This is a genomic window from Pseudoalteromonas sp. J010 (genome assembly GCF_003934235.1).
GTDB classification, from domain to species: Bacteria; Pseudomonadota; Gammaproteobacteria; order Enterobacterales; family Alteromonadaceae; genus Pseudoalteromonas; species Pseudoalteromonas peptidolytica.
The window spans coordinates 91,807-111,533 of sequence record NZ_RDBW01000013.1 but is presented as its reverse complement, the minus strand read 5'-3'; the positions used below and the strand labels follow the sequence as shown (position 1 = coordinate 111,533).

The following is a 19,727-nucleotide window of genomic DNA, read 5'->3' as shown; positions in this document are numbered from 1 at the left end:
CTATTTGTGTTTGCTGTTACTGTTTCGATTAACTGCTCGTTGTAATCGAATCGTTGACTAAAAAACCGATTTACATCTATTTTTTGAGCAAAATAGGGCACCGGTTCAACGCTTTGATTTTGATCTGACAGGGTATGATAAAGGCGCTCGCTGACAATCTTGTTAACGTCAAAAATTTGACCCAAAGTAGCTTGATGCTTATTTTTGAGTTGACTTTGTGTTATTGCAATTTGCTTATTGTATGCACTGGTAGAGCATTGACTTTGTTGTGGGGTGATATCGATATGTAGTGTTACTTGCCAAGCATCACCCACTCTTGATTCTGCAATTACATCAGCACCCTGAATTTCGCCATTAGCGCGGATTTTCAACTGATCTTGCGTAAGCACACCGTCGGTGACGGTTTGCACACTGCTTACGGTTGCACCAGAAAAAAGTAGTGCTTGGGTGATGGCATCATTAACAGCCTGCTTTTTTGCTTTCTGATGGTCGCCATTTTTTATATCAGCCACCCCAGTCACCTCAAACCATTCTGCGTGAGATGGAATGTGGAATACCATACATATAAATGAAAGGCTCAGTGCGAATTGCGTTTTCATACTCAGATACTCAGTGTTAAGACTACTTATTACAACAGCAATACCTATGCCAAATTGTGGCAGGATTCGTGCATAATACTTATCAGTGAATTATTCATATCAATGATTGCTACTATTACCATGCTAGCAGATGGTAATAAGAATTGTATCAGGGCAGTAGTAGCACATCGATACATAGTGGAGAGAAGCAAAATGCGTATCATCAGTCCTAATAATGCTTGGATTATGGTTTGTGCTCTGGTTTTGCTTGGCGGTTGTTCAAGCATGATCGATAAGCATATTGAATATGAGACAGTCCAGCCTGATATTTTCCCAGTGCTACGTGCTGTTGGGTATGCGCCGTTAAGTGCCCAGCCTGGAAATACTGCTGGTGAAAAACAGTTAATGGCGATTAAAGTTTCAAAGCTAGAAGCATATCGAGAGCTTGCCGAACAGTTGTACGGTCAAAAGTTAACATCAACTACGACTGTCAAAGGTGCCATAGCACAAAACGATGGCTTAAAAAGCCAAGTAAATGGGTTAGTGAGAGGGGCAAAAGTGCTGAAGAGTTACGCAGTGGGAGATACATACGCTACCGAACTCGAGCTGGATATGAAGCGGGTGTATGATCTATACATCACGCAAGTTAAGCCGCAAAAGATTAAAAAAGTGTCGTATAGCTTCAAATAGCATAAATTTGCGTGTAACTATCCTGAGGTTTGGATAAGGGATGTTCTAACTCGTTACTGCTAACGCACAACTTAATATTTTCTAACCTCAAAATAGAGCATTTTATTAAGAAAGTTGGTATAAATTTACGCACCAATCGCTGGCTATTGGAAGTGAACTCAGCGTACAGCTAGCGCTAAAACAAGCCGCTAGAAACGAGTTAATTGTTTGAAGTTCGGGTTAACTACCTATCGCCAAGTGCTTTACTGTTTTTATTAGAACATGGACAAGGTTCTAATAATACGGCGTGCCACTGTTTATAGGAGCGGGGCGACGTTAAATTAGAGCATAAGGCGTGTTTAGGTAAAAAATACCAATTAAGCTTTAAGGTTCCTTACCAGTTCACCATCACTGCTCTTGACGTTGCCATCTTGACCATAAGTGACGGATGTTGGTGCACCAATTAAAATACTCTTTAGCTCTCTTGTGCTGACGTTGGCTTGATGAGCTGTTTTGGCGTTAACTTCATTTTTGGTCTGACATTCGGCAAGTAACGCGCGTACTTTACTTACCAAGGGCACTATCTCAGCGTGCTGAAATACTTTAGGGTCTGTCTGCGCTAGCTCCTTATCGAGCTTTTGAAGTTTAGATATATAAGAGAGTTTTTCCCGTGCAACCTCTTTGAGGTGGTCGCCACGGCGAGAGGCTAGTTCATCAAGCTCGCGCGCCAGAAGCTGGGTCATCGCTTCTAGCGTTACAATTTGTTCAGAAAGTTTGTGGTGGCAAAGCCGAACCAAATCATCCATATATTTCAAACTCAAATGCAGCTATGTTCTTCGCCAGTTTTTCGGCATCAACTTGGTATTTGCCTTCAGCGATCGCTTTTTTCAGCTCTTCGACTTTCTTGTCATCGAAGCCTGAAGACTGCTGTGCCTTTTCATTCACTGTTTTTAACTGCTGTGCTTGTGGTGTTAGACTGACGGAATCTGCCGCAGCTTTTGGGGTAGCGGGCGCTTTAGCCGCTGTAGCACTGGCCTCATTTCGTTGCAATTCAGCTTTTTGCTGTTTAACGTTGTTTGCAACGGTGGAGGACTGGTTTTGACCGTTAACTTGATTGACCATGATTATAGACCCAATAATATTATACTCTCAGCCATAATATCGGCGCGAAACAGTATTACTTTAGCAAATTTTTCATAAATTCACCTCTACTGTTTCCACTTCTATTACTCTAGCACGTAAGGTTTTGCCTGAGCGAATATTTTTCACAGTAATTAGTTCACCCCTGTTACCATCTTGCATTGCCTCACCTTGAGTTTTAATAACAAGCCCCCCTGATTTGGCAAAAATAGTAACATTGTCGCCTTTGCAAACCATACAGATATGTGACTGTGTAAATGCCTGCCCTTCACGGATGTTTCTTTTACTGCGACTACCAATTAATAAGGTTCGATCTTCTATATATGAAACTCGACGAAACCGTTTAGGCTGCATTTCGACTTTAATGTCATCTTCCGTTATCACTCTACCTTTTTCTAGCATGGTCGCGCTAACTAACACTGGAAACAAATGTTCAATGCGCACATGTACATACTGTGTCCACCCTTGTAAATCATCACATTTTATTTGAACAGTAACTTGGGTATTAAATGGTGGTGTCGCTGCTGTGCTGTGTACCAGTGGTGCTTGACACACTCTAGTGGGGATTCTTGAGTCAAGTGGTATAGCAAATATTGATAGTTGGCTATCAGGGTCAAGTTCTACCTGTGGAGCAACAAAATCGACAGCAGTTTGTTCCAAGGCTTTGTTGTCATATTGCTGACAGTGGCCATATCCTATGCTTATAAAATGAGCGAACAAACAAAAAAATTGAATGTAACGGGTTTTTTTTAACAAACTCATGATGTTTCGACTATGCTTATGGGGTGAAACAAGGTATAAAGATTCTGCTTTAATAACTGCACCTAATCAAGGGTGGTAAACCATATCAGAGTCGAAGCAAAGATCGTTCCGATTAGCGGTTTATACAGTAGGAGATTGAAATGGCAGGTATTTTAGACTCGGTTAACCAACGAACACAACTGGTTGGTCAAAACCGTCTCGAGCTATTACTTTTTCGGCTTCAAGGTCGACAACGCTTCGGCATCAATGTGTTTAAAGTCCGGGAAGTGCTGCAATGCCCAGCACTCACGAGTATGCCAAAGTCAAACCCTCTCATCAGGGGGGTAGCCCATATTCGTGGTCAAACTATTTCTGTGATAGACATGTCACTTGCAGTAGGTGGGCCACCTATTCAGGATATTCGCAATTGTTTTATTGTTATTGCTGAGTACAACCGCTCCGTTCAGGGCTTTTTAGTTAGCGCTGTCGAGCGTATCGTCAACATGAACTGGGAAAAAATAATGCCGCCACCGTCTGGTGCAGGCCGTTATTCCTACCTGACAGCGGTAACTGAAATTGAAAATGAATTAGTTGAAATTTTAGATGTAGAAAAGATTCTCAATGAGATCTGTCCAATCAATACAGAAGTGAGTGCCGATATTGTATCTGATGGTGAGATGCAAAAAGATCTTGGTGAACGTATAGTATTCATTGCTGACGACTCAGCTGTTGCTCGTAATCAGGTAAAACGTGCGCTTGAGCCTCTGGGTGTTCAAACCGAGCTGGCTAAAAATGGTAAGGAGGCGTTAATCAGATTACGAGAGATAGCAGAAGTAGACTGTCAAAATAATGTCACTGAACGCGTTGGATTATTAATTTCTGATGTTGAAATGCCTGAAATGGACGGCTATACATTAACAGCAGAAATAAAAGCGGATCCGAAATTAGCGCCATTGCATGTAATACTTCATACTTCATTGAGTGGTGTATTTAATCAAGCGATGATAGAAAAAGTCGGCGCTGATGATTTTATTGCAAAGTTTAACCCTGATGAGTTGGCAGCAGCGGTTAAAAAATGGGTTCACTGTGATTAAAGCTGGTGGTAGCACTTGGAAAATAAGCATTTAGAGCAAAAAGAGTACGATCAATTTAGAACTTTTTTGGAACAACAGTGCGGTATTGTGCTGGGTGACAATAAGTTATACTTGGTTAAAAGTAGGTTAGCCCCTCTTATGGCTCGTTTCGGTGTGGAAACGCTTTCATCTTTAGTGGCTAAAACGCTTAGTCCACATGAGCGGCAACTGCGTGCCGCCGTGGTTGATGCAATGACCACAAATGAAACGCTTTGGTTCCGCGACACTTACCCATTTGAGTTAATCAAAACCAAAATTTTGCCAGAGTTTAAAGACTTAAGGCGACCGGTAAAGATTTGGTCTGCTGCCAGTTCGTCAGGACAGGAACCGTATTCGATAGCGATGTCGGCGAATGAATATACAAGCAAGAGCCCAGGCTCGCTGAAAATGGGTGTACAAATTGTAGGCACTGACATATCTAACACTATGTTAGATATGTGCAAGAACGCAGAATATGATGCACTTGCACTAGCCAGAGGCTTATCCCCAGAGCGCAGGAAGAAATTTTTCACTGATAGTGGTAATGGCATGGCAAAGGTGGTTGAGCCAATCCGCAAAATGGTGAGCTTTAGGCATTTGAACCTACTTGATTCTTATGCGCTGATGGGAAAGTTTGATGTGATATTCTGTCGCAACGTGCTGATTTACTTTGCACCTGAGGTGAAGGCCAAAATAATTTCGCAGTTTGCGCAATCACTTAATCCAAAAGGGTATTTGTTTTTGGGAGCCTCAGAGTCAATGGCCGGGTTAAGCGATGACTTCAACATGATCAGGTGTAATCCTGGTATCATTTATCAGAAGAAAACTTAACACAATAATGGCAGCAGGGAAGCTTGCCTGTTGATTTATTGCGGTACAAAAACGCTGTACCCAGCAGGTGCCTTAAACTTTGACAACAACTTCACTAACTGTAACAGCCTCTTTCATCTAGTGAGCTATTTTTAGACTCTAAATTCTTACTGATAATATTAATCCACTTAACCAATTTGAGCTCGGAATAATAACTTATTATCCAGCCGCTGTGATCCCTAATACCAAGTACCTTAATTAAGTGGTCTATTTTGAGGCGAGAAAATCTTGTCAATAACCCTGCTTCCGCTGAGGTAACTACGCTCTGTAGGCAGGCAAAAATTTCACTATTGAGTTGGCCTAAATAAGGCATTTTTAACGCAGTTCGCATCAGGTTCACTCCTTCAAATTGAGTCAGCATTATACAAACCAGTACCACTCCGCCAAGTTACTTTAAACGCTCTGCCGTTATTTAATTCATATAGGTATCCTCTTGAGATTGTCACAATCGTGAAAGTCATTCCTTTAATGCTGATAAAAATTCCCTATATTGTACTGTGTAAACTGATGCAGAGAATATTAAATGCTATCTGTATACTCTTATCTTATTGAATTATAAGAACTAAAAATTATTTTCTAATTGGCCTAAATATTGCTTTTATCTGATGAGTCAAATTTTTGGAGTGAGATAATGGCAATCAGTTTCGATAAAGCGTTGGGTGTACATCAGCACACCATGCTACTTCGTTCTCAACGTGCTGAAATTTTAGCAAGCAATATCGCAAATGCAGATACTCCAGGATATAAAGCGAAAGATATCGATTTTGCGAGTGCCTTGAAAGCGGCAAAGTCATCGCAAAGAAGCGGCAATGATATGGTCAGAACAGATGCCAAGCACCTAAGTGGTGGTACTAAAATGAGTAATTCATCTGAGCTATATCGTTCGCCAAATCAAGCAGATACAGGTGATGGTAACTCAGTTGATATACAGGTGGAACGAAACTTGTATGTACAAAACGCATTAGAGTACCAAGCCAGTATGCAGTTCCTATCTGGTAAGTTCAAAGGGCTTAAAAAAGCTCTAGGTAGTCAAGGGGCATAACGATGAGTTTATATAACGTTTTTGATATAGCAGGTTCTGGCATGAGTGCACAAAATGTGCGCCTGAATACGACCGCGAGTAATATATCTAATGCAAACTCCGTTAGCTCTAGCCAAGATAAAGTATATCGAGCTAGACATCCCGTTTTTGCCGCTGAACTTACCAAGGCCGCAGCGTCTCAAAGCAATGCTGCCGGTTCATCTGTAGGAGTTAAAGTGCTGGGTGTAGTTGAGAGTGATAAGCCACTTCAAGTGGAGTATAACCCCAATCACCCCAGTGCAGATGCAAATGGCTACATTTATAAACCGAATGTGAATGTGGTGGAAGAGATGGCAAATATGATTTCAGCGTCCCGTTCATATCAAACCAATGTACAAGTTGCAGATGCAGCAAAACAGATGCTGACAAAAACGCTGCAACTAGGCCAGCGCTAATTGGGAGTAACAGCTGATGAGTAATAACGTAAATGCCACATCAACGGGTGTAGATTCACTCTACTGGGACAGGCAAAAGCAGGCCGAGGAGCAAAAGCCCAGGGATGAGTTGTCGCAAGAGGACTTTTTCTCGCTACTTACTCAACAGCTGTCCTTTCAGGATCCGAGTAAACCTGCTGATAACGACCAGATGATTGCGCAAATGACGAGTTTTACAATGGCTGAGGGGATTTCGAAGCTAAATGAGAACTTTGACTCGTTAGCTGCATCTATGACTTCAAACTCGGCACTACAAGCATCAACATTAATTGGTAAAAAGGCGTTGCTGGAGTCTACGACATTAGAGCATGGTGGAGATTCCTTATCAAAAGGCTCTGTTATCGTGCAAGAGCCAGTACAGAATTTATCCGTAGGAATTTATGACGAAGCTGGTGCCCTGGTGAATACATTAGAGTTTGGTGAGCAAAGCGCCGGTGCAGTCAGGTTTACGTGGGACGGTAAAAATAAAGACGGTGAAACAATGCCTCCGGGTGAGTACACCATCAAAGCTGAAGGAATGATTGAAGGCGAGTACCAAACACTTCCATCAGCGACATTCAGAAATATAGATAGTGTGAATGTTAATGGTGCAAATGGCATCGTTATTAACACGAAAGAAGGCGCGGTGCGCTTAACTGACATTGCTGAAATAGCATAATAGTTTTAGAGAATTAACCTTAAGAAATTAGAGGTGAGAGTATGAGTTTTAACATAGCATTGACAGGTATTGCGGCCGCGCAAAAAGAYTTGGATGTAACAGCAAATAACATCGCTAACGTAAACACGACAGGCTTTAAAGAGTCTCGAGCAGAATTTGCCGATGTCTACGCTTCGTCCGTTTTTAGTTCAGGTAAAACTAAAAATGGTGATGGTGTGCAAACCACTATGGTCGCGCAGCAATTTCACCAAGGCTCACTAAAATTTACACAGAATTCACTTGATTTGGCGATTGAGGGTGAAGGCTATTTTGCCATGTCAAACTCATTGCAGTCACAGGACTTCACGTATTCTAGAGCTGGCGCGTTTAAACTCAATAAAGACAACTTTATTGTAAACGCCAAAGGTGACTATTTACAGGGTTTCCCTGTTGACCCCTCAACAGGTGATACCACATCATTGAGCTTAAGTACCACGTCACCAGTGCAAATCCCAGACGCGTCAGGCTCGCCTCGTGCCACATCTCAGATTTATACGTCGTTCAACCTTGACGCGACGGTTCAGCCTCCGACGATTGCGTTTGACCCAGAGCAACGCGCGTCGTATAACTCCAGAACGGCTATTACAGTATATGATTCACTTGGTGAGTCTCATACACTACAGTTATTTTTCAGAAAAACAGCTGACAATGAATGGGCGACCTATGCAACGTTAGACGACAAACCGTTTAACCATAACGCAAGGCAGATTGACCCGACGGCAACACCGCCTATTCCGTATACGCCTGTCAGTGTATTTCGCTTTGATGCCAGTGGTATTCCATCACAGACTGCTGCTGACCCATCAGCAACACCGCTAGTTTTTAATAATAATACCGGAACGACTTTTAACCCGCTCAATCTAGTAGGTCCGCAAGACGCAACGGATCCGACAATTGGTATGTCAAATTTGCTTGATAACGGTGCGACTTTCCCCAATGATATTGTTGTAAACTGGCGTGATGAAGCAAACACGGCGCAAAAGCTGCCGACTCAATACTCGTCAGGTCGGTTTGAAGTAAAAGCATTGGAGCAAGATGGTGCCACTGTTGGGCGTTTGGCGGGAATTGATATTGGTTCTGATGGTAAGGTGGTAGCATCTTACACTAATGGCGACTCCACTTATTTAGGTCAAGTTGCATTAGTACGTTTTCCAAATTCACAAGGCCTACAAGCGATAGGCAATACTGAATGGAAGAAGAGTCTATCCTCTGGTGAACCACTGGCAGGGGAACCTAACACTGGTACTTTAGGCAGTATTAGCTCTTCAGCCTTAGAGCAGTCAAACGTAAACTTAACTAATGAGCTGGTTGACTTGATAAGCGCACAACGTAATTTCCAGGCTAACTCGCGAGCACTCGAAGTTAATTCAACATTACAACAGAATATATTACAGATACGATAATATATTATGCCCTCCAAAGGCTGCTTCTCAAGCAGCCTTTTTTATTCCCGTCAAAAACCCCTCGCCATTTTGGCATTGAGCTTGCATTGCTTATAGTAAGTTAGAATTTTATAGGTCATCGTCATGGATAAAATGGTGTATATCGCAATGTCAGGCGCTAAGCAAAGCTTACGCGGTGTGGCGCTAAAAGCGAATAACCTTGCAAATGCCAACACGACTGGCTTCAAAGCGGATTTTGCGCAGGCTCGTTCAATGCAGGCATTTGGTGAAGGGTTACCTACGCGTGTGTTTGCGATGCAAGAGCGCCCTGGAACCAATATGATTGGTGGTGCAATAGTCGAAACAGGTCGAGAGCTAGATATAGCTGTTGATGATAAGTCTTGGATCAGTGTTGTTGACGCATCAGGCGAAGAAGCATATACCAAAGTTGGTACGTTAAATATTCGTAATGATGGTGCGTTAGTTACTGCTCATGGGCGTCAACTTATTGGCGAAGGTGGGCCGATTGTTCTGCCTATACCTGTAGATAAAGTGGTGTTTAGCGATGATGGGTCTATTCAAGTTCGTCCTCAAGGAGCGCCTGCTAATTTTCTAGAGGTTGTTGATAGGCTAAAGATTATAGAGGCCGATGGTAGCAAACTAGAAAAAGGAAATGACGGCCTATTCAGGCCCAAAGAAGACACTTTGGAAGATGGGTTCTGCGGTTTTTGTGAGGTATCACCTACCGCCAAAGTGATGAGCGGCTTCCTAGAAATGTCTAATGTAAATCCAGTTCACGAGATGGTTGATATGATCAATCATCAAAGACAATTTGAAATGCAAATTAAGCTGATGAAAACAGCTGAAGAAATAGATGAGCGACACACTTCGCTCCTACGCATAGTTTAAGAGTGAGGTAGAAATTATGAATCCTGCATTGTGGATAAGTAAAACCGGTTTGGATGCACAACAAACCGATATTTCAGTTATCTCTAACAACTTGGCTAACGCCAGTACTGTTGGATATAAAAAGAGTCGTGCGATTTTTGAAGATTTGTTATACCAAAATATTAACCAGCCAGGAGGAAGAAGCTCTCAGGATACAGAGTTGCCTTCAGGTCTGATGCTTGGTGCCGGTGCTAAAGTGGTGGCGAACCAAAAGAATTTCTCACAAGGCAACATGTTGAGTACAGAAAACTCTTTAGACTGGATGATCCAAGGCCCTGGCTTTTTTGAAATACAAATGCCGGATGGAACGACGGCCTATTCTCGCAACGGACAATTTACCACTGATGAAGAAGGTCGCGTCGTCACATCAGGTGCGGGCTTCCCAGTGTTGCCAGAGATGAACGTGCCTGATGATGCTCAATCAATCACTATATCGCAGGACGGTGAAGTATCAGTCCGTGTTGCTGGTCAAGCTGAAAATGTTGTTATTGGCCAGTTGACTATTAGTGACTTCATTAACCCTTCAGGTCTAGAGCCGATAGGGCAGAACTTATATACAGAGACAGCGGTAAGCGGTGCCCCAGTGCAAGGTAACCCGAGTGTAGAAGGGCTTGGTAAAATCGTTCAAGGAGCACTTGAGACATCGAACGTAAACGTTACTGAAGAATTAGTTAATCTGATTGAAACGCAGCGTGTCTATGAAATGAACTCTAAAGTTATCTCATCTGTTGACCAGATGTTGAGCTACATTAACCAGCAGTTGTAATTGGGTAGGGGGTAATATGCGTGCATTATATTTGGCCATAGTAACGGTAGCTGCATTGTCTGGATGTAGTACGACCCAAAACAAAAGTGTGGTGCGTGATGACCCGTATTATGCACCGATTTATCCTGAAGATAACCAAGTACAGATAGTAGCGACAGGATCACTGTTTAATACACAATTTTCAAATGATTTGTATGCAGATAAAAAAGCGTTGAGGGTCGGGGACATTATTACGATCGTGCTACGCGAGACGACTCAGGCAACAAAAGCAGCTAATTCAGAGTTAGATAAGTCAAGTGACTCAAGCTTAGATCCCATTATTGGTTTGGGTGCCAACGCAATAAACATAGGTAATGAAGCAATTCAGTTTGGTGCGAAATCTAGCTCGTCATTTTCAGGCGATTCGAAGTCGAATCAGTCAAATAGTCTGTTTGGCAATATTTCTGTGAATGTGACGCGTGTACTACCTAATGGAAATTTGGTGATCCGTGGGGAGAAGTGGTTAACACTTAATACCGGAGAAGAGTTTATTCGACTGGAAGGGCTGGTTAGACCGCAAGATGTGACTGCCGATAACACGGTCGAATCCAATCGAGTTGCGAATGCGAGGATCCAATATTCCGGTAAAGGCGATCAACAAGAAGTACAAAGTGCGGGTTGGTTAACTAGTTTCTTCATGAGTGCCATCATGCCATTTTAAGGATGCAGAAAATGATTCAATTTCTTAAGTATTTTCTCTTTAGTTGCGTTACTGCATCACTAATACTTTATCCATCCTTCGCTGCTGCAGAGCGGGTAAAAGACGTCAGTATGGTTGAAGGTGTTCGTTCGAACCAGCTAGTGGGGTATGGACTAGTGGTTGGTCTTCCTGGAACTGGGGAGCAAACCAGATTCACAGAGCAAAGCTTCAAAGCAATGCTTAATAGCTTTGGGATCACTATGCCCGCATCGCTTAAGCCGAAAATCAAGAATGTGGCTGCGGTGGCAGTACATGCTGATTTGCCTCCTTTTGTGAAGCCTGGTCAAACCATTGACGTGACGGTTTCATCGATTGGTAGTGCTGGTAGCTTGCGCGGCGGTACTTTATTGCAAACCTTCCTAAAGGGGGTTGACGGTAACGTATACGCTATTGCCCAAGGAAGTTTGATTGTTGGCGGGTTAGGTGCAGACGGTGCTGATGGCAGTCGGGTCGTTATTAATACACCTACAGTTGGACGAGTGGCTAATGGAGCAACTGTTGAGCGCGCAGTCCCAAGTCCATTTACGCAAGGTGATTATATTACCTTCAACCTTAATAGACCTGACTTCACAACTGCAAAGCGTCTGGCTGATACCATTAACGATTTGGTGGGACCAAATAGTGCAAAGCCGATGGACGCTGCCTCTGTTAGAGTAATTGCACCACGCGACCCATCGCAGCGTGTCGCCTACCTTTCGACACTGGAAAACCTTGAGTTTAAACCTGCGGACACTGCCGCTAAGATTATTGTCAACTCAAGAACTGGGACTATTGTGATAGGAAAAAATGTCAAACTTCAACCAGCGGCTATTACTCATGGTGGACTGACAGTGACGATTGCTGAACAGCAAAATGTTTCACAACCGAATGAGCTTGCAAATGGTGAAACCGTGGTTACACAGCAAAGTATCATTGATGTGGATCAGGATGACTCTCGTGCTTTTGTATTTGACCCAGGTGTTAGTCTTGACGATTTAGTAAGAGCGATTAATCAAGTCGGGGCTGCTCCGGGTGATTTAATGGCGATTCTAGAAGCATTAAAAGAGGCTGGTGCCATAAATGGTCAATTAGTCGTCATATAGTGTTTTATTATTAATCAACTAGTTAGCCTCACAATAGTGAGGCTTTTTTTTTGGCTCGTATATTGCATTGTTTGAACTATAGAATTGTAAATAGTGCGTAGTGTTATGAATACCGATCAGTTAAAAAATCAAAGCTTTTTCGATTTAGGGAACCTTGACTCGATCCGTAAAGAGGCACTCAAGGGAGCTGGTGATCAGGGAGCGTCAGATCAAGCGCTGAAAAAAGCTGCACAGCAGTTTGAATCGATTTTCACACAGATGTTATTGCAAAGTATGAGAAAAGCGAATGAAGCGCTAGAAGATAAAGATAGTCCTTTCAACTCTAGTGGCGTGAAATTCTTTGAAGAAATGCACGATCAGCAACTTTCTATGCACTTATCTGAAAAAGGTAGCTTAGGGCTTGCAGACCTTATCGTGCAACAACTATCACCTAATTCYGAGAAGTATAAGCCAGCTTCTGTCCTACGTGCCGACGCTGACATTGCGACCAACCAACCAGCTCCAACAACAATAAAGCAGTCAGACGCTTTGAGCACACAAAGTAGTGATGAACAAACAGGGTTTGGTTCGCCTAAAGAGTTCGTCGAGAGTGTCTGGAACTATGCGCAGTCAGCTGCGAAAAAGCTGGGGTTAAATCCTGCGGTAATGGTTGCACAAGCAGCATTAGAAACAGGGTGGGGCAAACACATTATTAGTAAACATGATGGTAGTAGTAGTTTTAATCTCTTTAATATTAAGGCTGATGGCCGTTGGGATGGTGAGAGTGCCAAAAAATCGACGCTTGAGTTTGAAGGCGGATTGCCTGTGAAGAAGCAAGCACATTTTCGTGCTTATCATTCATTAGAGCAAAGTTTTAATGATTATGTCAGTTTTCTTCAAGAAAATCCTAGATATAAACAAGCACTTGCCAAAGCCGATGACAGTCATGCTTATCTTGATGAATTACAAAGTGCGGGTTATGCAACTGACCCAAATTATGCCAACAAAATTAAGTCTGTTTTAAAACGCATAGATATATCCGATTTGGTATCTGGTGCGTTAACAAAGGGAGTCAGATGAAATGTCATTTGATCTATTAAACATTGGAGCTGCAGGAGTTAGAGCAAACTCAGAATTACTGCAAACTACCAGTAAAAACATCGCAAACCTTAATACCAAAGGTTATATCCGTGAGAGAACGGAACACGGTACGATGATTGGTGGTATGGTTGGTCGTGGTGAAACCGTGCGCCTACTTAATCAGTTCGCACAGCAACAGTTGAACCGAGATATTTCAAACCAATCTTACTACGAGCAGTTTGTGACTGAGTCCAGTCGTGTTGATACGTTATTTGCTCAAGAGTCTAACAGCCTGAGTAAAAGCATTAACGCAATGTTTAATAATCTTCAGAGTGCAGTAAATTTGCCATCATCTACCACAAATCGCTCTTTGTTTATGACAGGTGCACAGGGATTAATTGATCAAATGGACAGGCTGTCAGGTATTGTGGTTGACCAAAGTAGTATTGTGAATGACCAGCTTGATATTTTTTCGCAAGAGGCAAACAACTTAGTACAAAAAATTAGTGAGCTGAACAAACAAGTTGCGAGTCAGTCAGCGCTTAATCTTAAGAGCGTTGATCACAGTGTACTCAACGAGCGAGACCAAGCAATTAAAGATCTAGCTGAGCTGGTAGACATTGAAACACTCGATGGTGAAAATGGCGAGAAGCTTGTTTTTCTTGGTACGGGTGATGCCCTCGTTATGCAAGGAGGGGCGTTTAACCTGTTTGCAAACAAAGGAGATCCTGATCCTAACCACAAATCACTTGTTCTGGACATCAAAGATAAAAATGTTGTGCAGCTAGAGTTAGATAGTGGCAGTTTGAAGGGAAAAATAGGTGGATTACTTGCTTTTAGAGACGAAGTATTAATTCCAGCACAAAATCAACTAGGTCAGATAGGACTTGCATTAGCGGATGCCTTTAATCAACAAAATAAGTTAGGGATGGACTTAGACGGTAATATTGGTGGAGACCTGTTTAAAATCCCTACTGTAGGTGGCTTTGCTTATAGCGATAATACCGGCACAGCTGCATTAACGGCAACGCTCGAGCCTGGCCGCGGCAATGAGTTGCCAGCGACGGACTTCCAAGTCACTTACACCAGTGCGACAACAGTAGAAATTACTGCAGTAGATGCAAAAGGTAACCCTGTTGGTAATCCCACGACTGGTACCATTGCTGCAGGTGTTATAACAGGTACCGGCGATTATTTTGGTTTGCAAATGAATGTAACCGGTGCAGGGGCAACCGGAGATAAGTTCCTAGTAAAACTAAATCAACAAGCGGCTACGAGTCTAGAGCTAGCAACGCAAAGACCTGAAGCGCTGGCACTGGCATCGCCTATTCGTACTGAAAAGTCGGCTGATAATAACGGAACGGCGACAATATCAGCGGGCACGGTAACGGATACCGACCCAACAACAAGTGCATTTACGGCCACAACGCCGCCAACATTAAATGATGGTCCGTACACGTTAACTAAAACAGCAAATGCTGATGAGTACACATTGACTAGTGCGTCGGGGGTGAATCACACCTTTACCGCGCCTGCTAATGGTAAAGATATACTATCGACAGTTGGCGCAGCTCCTGCACCGTTTAATAATCTTGGATTTACATTCGACATTGAAGGAACGCCGAATACAGGTGACAGCTTCAAGATTAGTTTTAATACAGGTGGTTTTGATGATAACCGTAATGGTGCTGCGTTAGATGGCCTGAAATCGTCAGATTTAGTGAGACAGAATGTGGAATCTACCGGCAGCACCGAAAGTCATAAAACGTTTAACGAGGCGTATGCCGATATTGTGACAGGTGTTGGTGTTATCACCAATCAGGCAAAAACAAATAGTGCAGCCTTTGAGGCGCTTGCTAGCCAATCCAGTGCCTGGTTTGAATCTTTATCTGGCGTAAACTTGGATGAAGAAGCCGCAAACCTATTACGTTTTCAACAATCATATTCAGCATCAGCGCAGGTTATATCTGCAGCTAGAACTGTATTTGATACCTTATTAAGTGCCGCGAGGTAATTATGCGTTTATCTCAAAATCAAATTTTTAATTCAAATCTCAATTCTATTTTGCGTAATCAGCAAGATGTTAATAAAGCCACACAACAGCTTAATACTCAAAAGCGGGTGTTGAGTGCGTCAGATGACGCTTCCGCGACTGCCAGAGCAATGTTGTTTGACGATAGAATTCAAGCAAATGATCAGTACACAAAAAATCTAACGATGTTGTCATCGCGGTTGGATACCCAAGAGTCAGTTTTGGAAAATATTAAAACAGCGATAGATAGTGCGTATGCAAAATCCATTCAGGCGGGTAATGGTGGCCTGTCGGATGTTGACCGTGCATCAATTGCTGACGAGTTAGAATCAATCCAAGACACGATTTTGGATTTGATGAACTCCAAAAGTGAAGACGGAAAATTCATATTTTCTGGTTATCAAGACAATACGCAAACTTATAGCTTCGATTCAGCGAGCGGAGAGTATGTTTATAACGGCGACCAAGGTCAACATAAAATAAAAATAGCAGAGAGTGTTGAAGTTCGTTCAAGTGACAATGGCTTTGACGTTTTTGAGAGTGCTGACAAACGTCTTAATATTACCTCAAATACAGGGGTTGTATCTGGCGGGGTGACCTCGGCATCTGTCTATGTTGATGAGCAAGCAGTATTTGATAAATTTCACAAAGCAAACTACAACGCAGACCCTGCCGCTCCTGCAGGAGCTAATACTTTCGATTTAGTGATAGCTGCAGGCACACCAAACACCTATCAGTTGGAGCAAGGCGGTACGGTTATCTCGACTGGTACCTTTGAAGGTAATGCGGTAAAAGTAGCAGGGATGGAGTTTAAGTATGATGGCGCAGCACCTGGGCAAATCAGCTTTGATCTAGAAAAGCCTCAGAAAGAAAATATTCTGAACACGTTGGAGTCTATGATCACCTCTTTACGAGACCCAAGCATTACGGGTGAAGATTACAAACAAGTACTTGCAGATGGCATTACGGGTTTGGATAACGCAAAGATAAAGGTATCACAGGCTCAAGCAGGACTTGGTGGTAGACTTAATGCTGCAAAACTAGTCAAACAAGCTAACTCCGATCTTGATGTGGATAACAAAGCTAACAAAGCAGCGCTGATGGAAGTTGACTTTTATTCTGCGATTTCTGAGCTTACTAAGCATGAAACTGCTTTACAGGCTTCTCAGGCTACATTTGGTCGTTTAACTAACCTTTCTTTACTGGACTACATTCGTTAAAACGCAGCCTTTATAGGCTGCTTCCCCTACAACTACTAAAACTTTACCTTTCTCACCCAACAGTCTGAATTATATATAGTTAGTAATTATTTAAGGCTGGTAATGTCTTGCCGTCAAAACTTTGTCAAATAGTTTGGTTTCAAGATAAAAATCTATACTAATCATGATGATAATTTTTTTTTAAAAAAAACACTAAAGGAAATATTTTGCCGACCGATAACTTAATTAACCAAGCCGGAGAGTGAAAAACATTCAAAGGTTGGAAAAGAATCTAAGTTTGAGAGTGAAAGACTCGATTTAAAGTGGGAGAACCATCATGGCACTTTATGTAAATACTAACGTAAGTTCATTGAACGCACAAAGACAATTAATGAATTCTGGTAACTCACTAGATACATCATTCAAGCGTCTATCTTCAGGCTTTCGTATTAACAGCGCAGCTGACGATGCGGCAGGTCTACAAATTTCAGACCGTTTAACATCACAAATTAACGGTCTAAACCAAGGTAATCGTAACGCAAACGACGGCATCTCTCTAGCACAAACTGCAGAAGGTGCAATGGACGAAGTTACCTCAATGTTCCAGCGTATCCGTACGCTAGCACAACAAGCAGCAAACGGCTCTAATACTGACGAAGATAGATTGGCGATTCAAGAAGAGATCCAATCTCTATCAAAAGAAGTAAACCGTGTTGCAGCAGATACAACGTTTGGTGGTCAAAACCTACTTGACGGCTCATATGCTGCTAACTTCCAAGTAGGTGCCGATGCTGTTCAAACAATCAGCTTCAGTATGCAAACTGTAGGCGCGACTACGAACAGCTTAGTGGCAAATGGCGGCTTTACGCTTTCAGGTATCGCAGGTATTGCAAGTGGTGTAACCGGAGCTTCGTTGAGTGCAACTGCCGGAACGATCAGTACTTCTGTTGGGGTTTCAGCGGATGCAACAAGTTTCTCTGGTGTTTTCACTGCATCAGGTATTTCAGTATCGACACAAGCTAATGCGCAAGCAGTAATGGCTGGTATGGATGCTTTGATTGCAGTAGTTGATAAGAAACGTGCTGAGCTTGGTGCGGTACAGAACCGATTCCAGTCAACAATTCGTAACCAGTCGAATATTGCTGAAAACTTATCTGCTGCTAAATCTCGTATCAAAGATACAGACTTTGCGCAAGAAACGGCAAACTTAACAAAAATGCAGATCCTTCAACAGGCTAGCCAAACAATCTTGAGTCAGGCTAACCAGCGTCCTCAGGCGGCTTTGAGTCTACTAGGATAAGAATAGGAAGGTAAGGGTGCCTAGGCCGAATGGGGTATTTGCCTAGACACCGAATTGGATGATAAAGCGGAGGAGCTTAAAATCCAACTGCGTTCATTTAAACAATGAACACGTTAATTAAAGCACATAGCATGCCAACTTTGTGCTGGAAAAATGACACTCACTCTCAAAATTAAAACAAAAAGAGGCTCTTGGGCCTCTTTTTTATATAGATAGTTTATTGACGCAAGTTGGGGAGCCCCTGAGAACTGAGTCATCACTAGTAACGCCTTCTTATGCTACTGTGGTAAATTACTCTTTGCGACTGGTCATAGCAGAATTAAAGAAAAATATTATTACTGCTAATCTTCTGATATTTCGCAGTTGAAACTCATGTATTGATCTAGGTTGTTTGGCAGTACAGTAACGCAATAGAAGTTGCTACAACTACTTCCCTACTTCAACTCACTCTCTCAACTCATGGTATTGCTCAAGTAGATAACCTAAGCTCCTGATAATTAATACCTTAGCGAGAGCTGGACGCGGAAGCGGTGTTTTCCCTAAACTCTCTGACTAGACAAGGATAAACTAAGTTGTGGCTTAGCAACAATGAGTTGGAACATTCCTTAACCAAATCTAAGGTTAGATAATTCCTATCGACTTCACTATTTAGAATACGTATTTTATTGTTGGCCTGTATATTGCTTGTATCTTGTCAGAGTTAATTTTGGCGTCAAAGTGGCAATTGGTTGCCTTAGTTGGTTGAACACCCGATGCATAAGTGCCGCTTTGTCATTTAACTATCTATCAATTAGATAATTGATTTGACAAAAAGAGAGTGAGTTATGGCTTTATATGTAAATACTAATGTCAGTGCTATTAACGCACAAAGACAACTAACTAATTCTGGCAATGAACTAGATACTTCTTTTAAACGTTTATCATCAGGTATGCGCATCAATAGTGCGGCAGATGATGCGGCTGGTCTACAAATTTCCGACCGTCTTCAATCACAAATTATGGGTCTGAATCAAGGAAACCGAAATGCTAATGATGGTATTTCTTTGGCACAGACTGCAGAAGGGGCGATGGATGAAATTACGTCGATGTTTCAGCGGATCAGAACGCTTTCACAGCAAGCAGCTAACGGCTCTAACACTGATGAAGACAGGTTAGCGATCCAAGAAGAAATTCAGCAGCTAGCCAAAGAAGTCAACCGTGTTGCCTCCGACACCACGTTTGGTGGTCAAAACTTGCTTGATGGCACATACGCAGCTAACTTCCAAGTTGGCGCTGATGCTGTTCAAACAATAGGCTTTAGTATGCAGTTTGTTGGGGCAACGTCTAATAGTATGGTGTCAAATGGCGGCTTTACTTTGTCAGGTATTGCAGGCATAGCAAGTGGTGTAAGTGGCGCCTCTCTTAGTGCTGTTGCAGGCACCATTAGTACATCTGTTGGAGTCTCAGCTGATGCAACAAGCTTCGCTGCAGTTTATACAGCGTCTGGTATATCTGTATCAACTCAAGCCAATGCTCAAGCGGTGATGGCTGGTATGGATGCGTTAATTGCTGTGGTGGACAAAAAACGTGCTGAGCTTGGTGCAGTTCAAAACCGCTTCCAATCTACGATTCGAAACCAAGCAAATATAGCTGAGAATTTATCAGCTGCAAAATCTCGAATTAAAGATGCCGACTTTGCTTTAGAAACGGCTAAGTTGACTAAGAACCAGATCTTACAACAGGCAAGTCAGACCATACTCGGTCAGGCTAACCAAAGACCGCAAGCAGCACTAAGTTTACTTCAGGGTTAAAACTGAATAGTCAAATTATTTAAAAAAAAGCTAAAGCTTTTTCTTTGTCAGTCGATAGCAGAGTTAGAGAACTATAACTTTAGGACTCTAACTCGTCGAAGCTGAAGG

General features: G+C 42.4%; 20 protein-coding genes. 16 read left to right on the top strand and 4 right to left on the bottom strand.

What is annotated here, in order from left to right; all coding sequences use genetic code 11:
- Nucleotides 1-599 (bottom strand): flagellar assembly protein T N-terminal domain-containing protein (locus EAG18_RS09130; protein ID WP_185745579.1); only part of this gene is annotated, 599 nt, incomplete at its 3' end.
- 192 nt (nucleotides 600-791) lie between these two features.
- Here EAG18_RS09130 and EAG18_RS09125 point away from each other — a divergent pair.
- Nucleotides 792-1,268, top strand: a complete 477-nt coding sequence (locus tag EAG18_RS09125; protein ID WP_125252077.1) for an LPP20 family lipoprotein — start codon at nucleotides 792-794, stop codon at nucleotides 1,266-1,268.
- Nucleotides 1,269-1,624: 356 nt separating this feature from the next.
- On the opposite strand, the gene EAG18_RS09120 is transcribed toward EAG18_RS09125, so the two are convergent.
- The 3 genes from EAG18_RS09120 to flgA form a co-directional block, all read right to left on the bottom strand.
- Nucleotides 1,625-2,053 carry a flagellar protein FlgN gene (locus EAG18_RS09120; protein WP_125252076.1) on the bottom strand — a complete coding sequence of 143 codons (429 nt, stop codon included), beginning with the start codon at nucleotides 2,051-2,053 and terminating at the stop codon, nucleotides 1,625-1,627.
- Nucleotides 2,046-2,369: a flagellar biosynthesis anti-sigma factor FlgM gene (flgM, locus tag EAG18_RS09115; protein ID WP_125252075.1), complete on the bottom strand. Its 324-nt coding sequence runs from the start codon at nucleotides 2,367-2,369 to the stop codon at nucleotides 2,046-2,048. Before flgM ends, EAG18_RS09120 begins: the two co-directional genes overlap by 8 nt.
- A 72-nt stretch (nucleotides 2,370-2,441) precedes the next feature.
- Nucleotides 2,442-3,149, bottom strand: coding sequence for a flagellar basal body P-ring formation chaperone FlgA (flgA, locus tag EAG18_RS09110; RefSeq protein WP_125252074.1), 708 nt, complete (start codon nucleotides 3,147-3,149; stop codon nucleotides 2,442-2,444).
- 140 nt (nucleotides 3,150-3,289) lie between these two features.
- Here flgA and EAG18_RS09105 point away from each other — a divergent pair, with 140 nt between their 5' ends.
- The 15 genes from EAG18_RS09105 to EAG18_RS09030 all read left to right on the top strand — a co-directional run bounded on the left by EAG18_RS09105 (nucleotide 3,290) and on the right by EAG18_RS09030 (nucleotide 19,619).
- Entirely contained in the window at nucleotides 3,290-4,222 is a 933-nt protein-coding gene (locus tag EAG18_RS09105; protein ID WP_125252073.1) for a chemotaxis protein CheV, read from the top strand.
- Nucleotides 4,223-4,237: 15 nt separating this feature from the next.
- Complete coding sequence (locus EAG18_RS09100) at nucleotides 4,238-5,071, top strand: protein-glutamate O-methyltransferase CheR (RefSeq protein WP_125252072.1); 834 nt, start codon at nucleotides 4,238-4,240, stop codon at nucleotides 5,069-5,071.
- Nucleotides 5,072-5,741: 670 nt separating this feature from the next.
- The gene (flgB, locus tag EAG18_RS09090; RefSeq protein WP_125252071.1) at nucleotides 5,742-6,152 is read left to right on the top strand and encodes a flagellar basal body rod protein FlgB; all 411 of its coding nucleotides are present in this window, start codon (nucleotides 5,742-5,744) and stop codon (nucleotides 6,150-6,152) included.
- Between the two features lie 2 nt (nucleotides 6,153-6,154).
- A complete protein-coding gene (flgC, locus tag EAG18_RS09085; RefSeq protein WP_125252070.1) occupies nucleotides 6,155-6,586 on the top strand; it encodes a flagellar basal body rod protein FlgC in 432 nt (143 codons plus the stop codon).
- A gap of 16 nt (nucleotides 6,587-6,602) precedes the next feature.
- Nucleotides 6,603-7,283, top strand: a complete 681-nt coding sequence (locus EAG18_RS09080) for a flagellar hook assembly protein FlgD (RefSeq protein WP_125252069.1) — start codon at nucleotides 6,603-6,605, stop codon at nucleotides 7,281-7,283.
- A 41-nt stretch (nucleotides 7,284-7,324) separates the two neighbouring features.
- Nucleotides 7,325-8,725 carry a flagellar hook protein FlgE gene (flgE, locus tag EAG18_RS09075; protein ID WP_125252068.1) on the top strand — a complete coding sequence of 467 codons (1,401 nt, stop codon included), beginning with the start codon at nucleotides 7,325-7,327 and terminating at the stop codon, nucleotides 8,723-8,725.
- Nucleotides 8,726-8,848: 123 nt separating this feature from the next.
- Nucleotides 8,849-9,613: a flagellar basal body rod protein FlgF gene (locus tag EAG18_RS09070; protein ID WP_125252067.1), complete on the top strand. Its 765-nt coding sequence runs from the start codon at nucleotides 8,849-8,851 to the stop codon at nucleotides 9,611-9,613.
- Nucleotides 9,614-9,629: 16 nt separating this feature from the next.
- Entirely contained in the window at nucleotides 9,630-10,418 is a 789-nt protein-coding gene (flgG, locus tag EAG18_RS09065) for a flagellar basal-body rod protein FlgG (protein ID WP_099640599.1), read from the top strand.
- A gap of 16 nt (nucleotides 10,419-10,434) precedes the next feature.
- Nucleotides 10,435-11,118: a flagellar basal body L-ring protein FlgH gene (gene flgH, locus EAG18_RS09060; RefSeq protein WP_125252066.1), complete on the top strand. Its 684-nt coding sequence runs from the start codon at nucleotides 10,435-10,437 to the stop codon at nucleotides 11,116-11,118.
- Nucleotides 11,119-11,129: 11 nt separating this feature from the next.
- The gene (locus tag EAG18_RS09055; RefSeq protein WP_125252065.1) at nucleotides 11,130-12,239 is read left to right on the top strand and encodes a flagellar basal body P-ring protein FlgI; all 1,110 of its coding nucleotides are present in this window, start codon (nucleotides 11,130-11,132) and stop codon (nucleotides 12,237-12,239) included.
- Between the two features lie 105 nt (nucleotides 12,240-12,344).
- The gene (gene flgJ / locus EAG18_RS09050; protein ID WP_125252064.1) at nucleotides 12,345-13,298 is read left to right on the top strand and encodes a flagellar assembly peptidoglycan hydrolase FlgJ; all 954 of its coding nucleotides are present in this window, start codon (nucleotides 12,345-12,347) and stop codon (nucleotides 13,296-13,298) included.
- A 1-nt stretch (nucleotide 13,299) separates the two neighbouring features.
- Complete coding sequence (locus EAG18_RS09045) at nucleotides 13,300-15,312, top strand: flagellar basal body rod C-terminal domain-containing protein (protein ID WP_125252063.1); 2,013 nt, start codon at nucleotides 13,300-13,302, stop codon at nucleotides 15,310-15,312.
- Between the two features lie 2 nt (nucleotides 15,313-15,314).
- Nucleotides 15,315-16,550, top strand: coding sequence for a flagellar hook-associated protein FlgL (gene flgL / locus EAG18_RS09040; protein ID WP_125252062.1), 1,236 nt, complete (start codon nucleotides 15,315-15,317; stop codon nucleotides 16,548-16,550).
- Between the two features lie 316 nt (nucleotides 16,551-16,866).
- Nucleotides 16,867-17,829, top strand: a complete 963-nt coding sequence (locus EAG18_RS09035; protein ID WP_125252061.1) for a flagellin — start codon at nucleotides 16,867-16,869, stop codon at nucleotides 17,827-17,829.
- An 824-nt stretch (nucleotides 17,830-18,653) separates the two neighbouring features.
- Nucleotides 18,654-19,619, top strand: a complete 966-nt coding sequence (locus EAG18_RS09030; RefSeq protein ID WP_125252060.1) for a flagellin — start codon at nucleotides 18,654-18,656, stop codon at nucleotides 19,617-19,619.
- The last annotated feature ends 108 nt before the right edge of the window (nucleotides 19,620-19,727 follow it).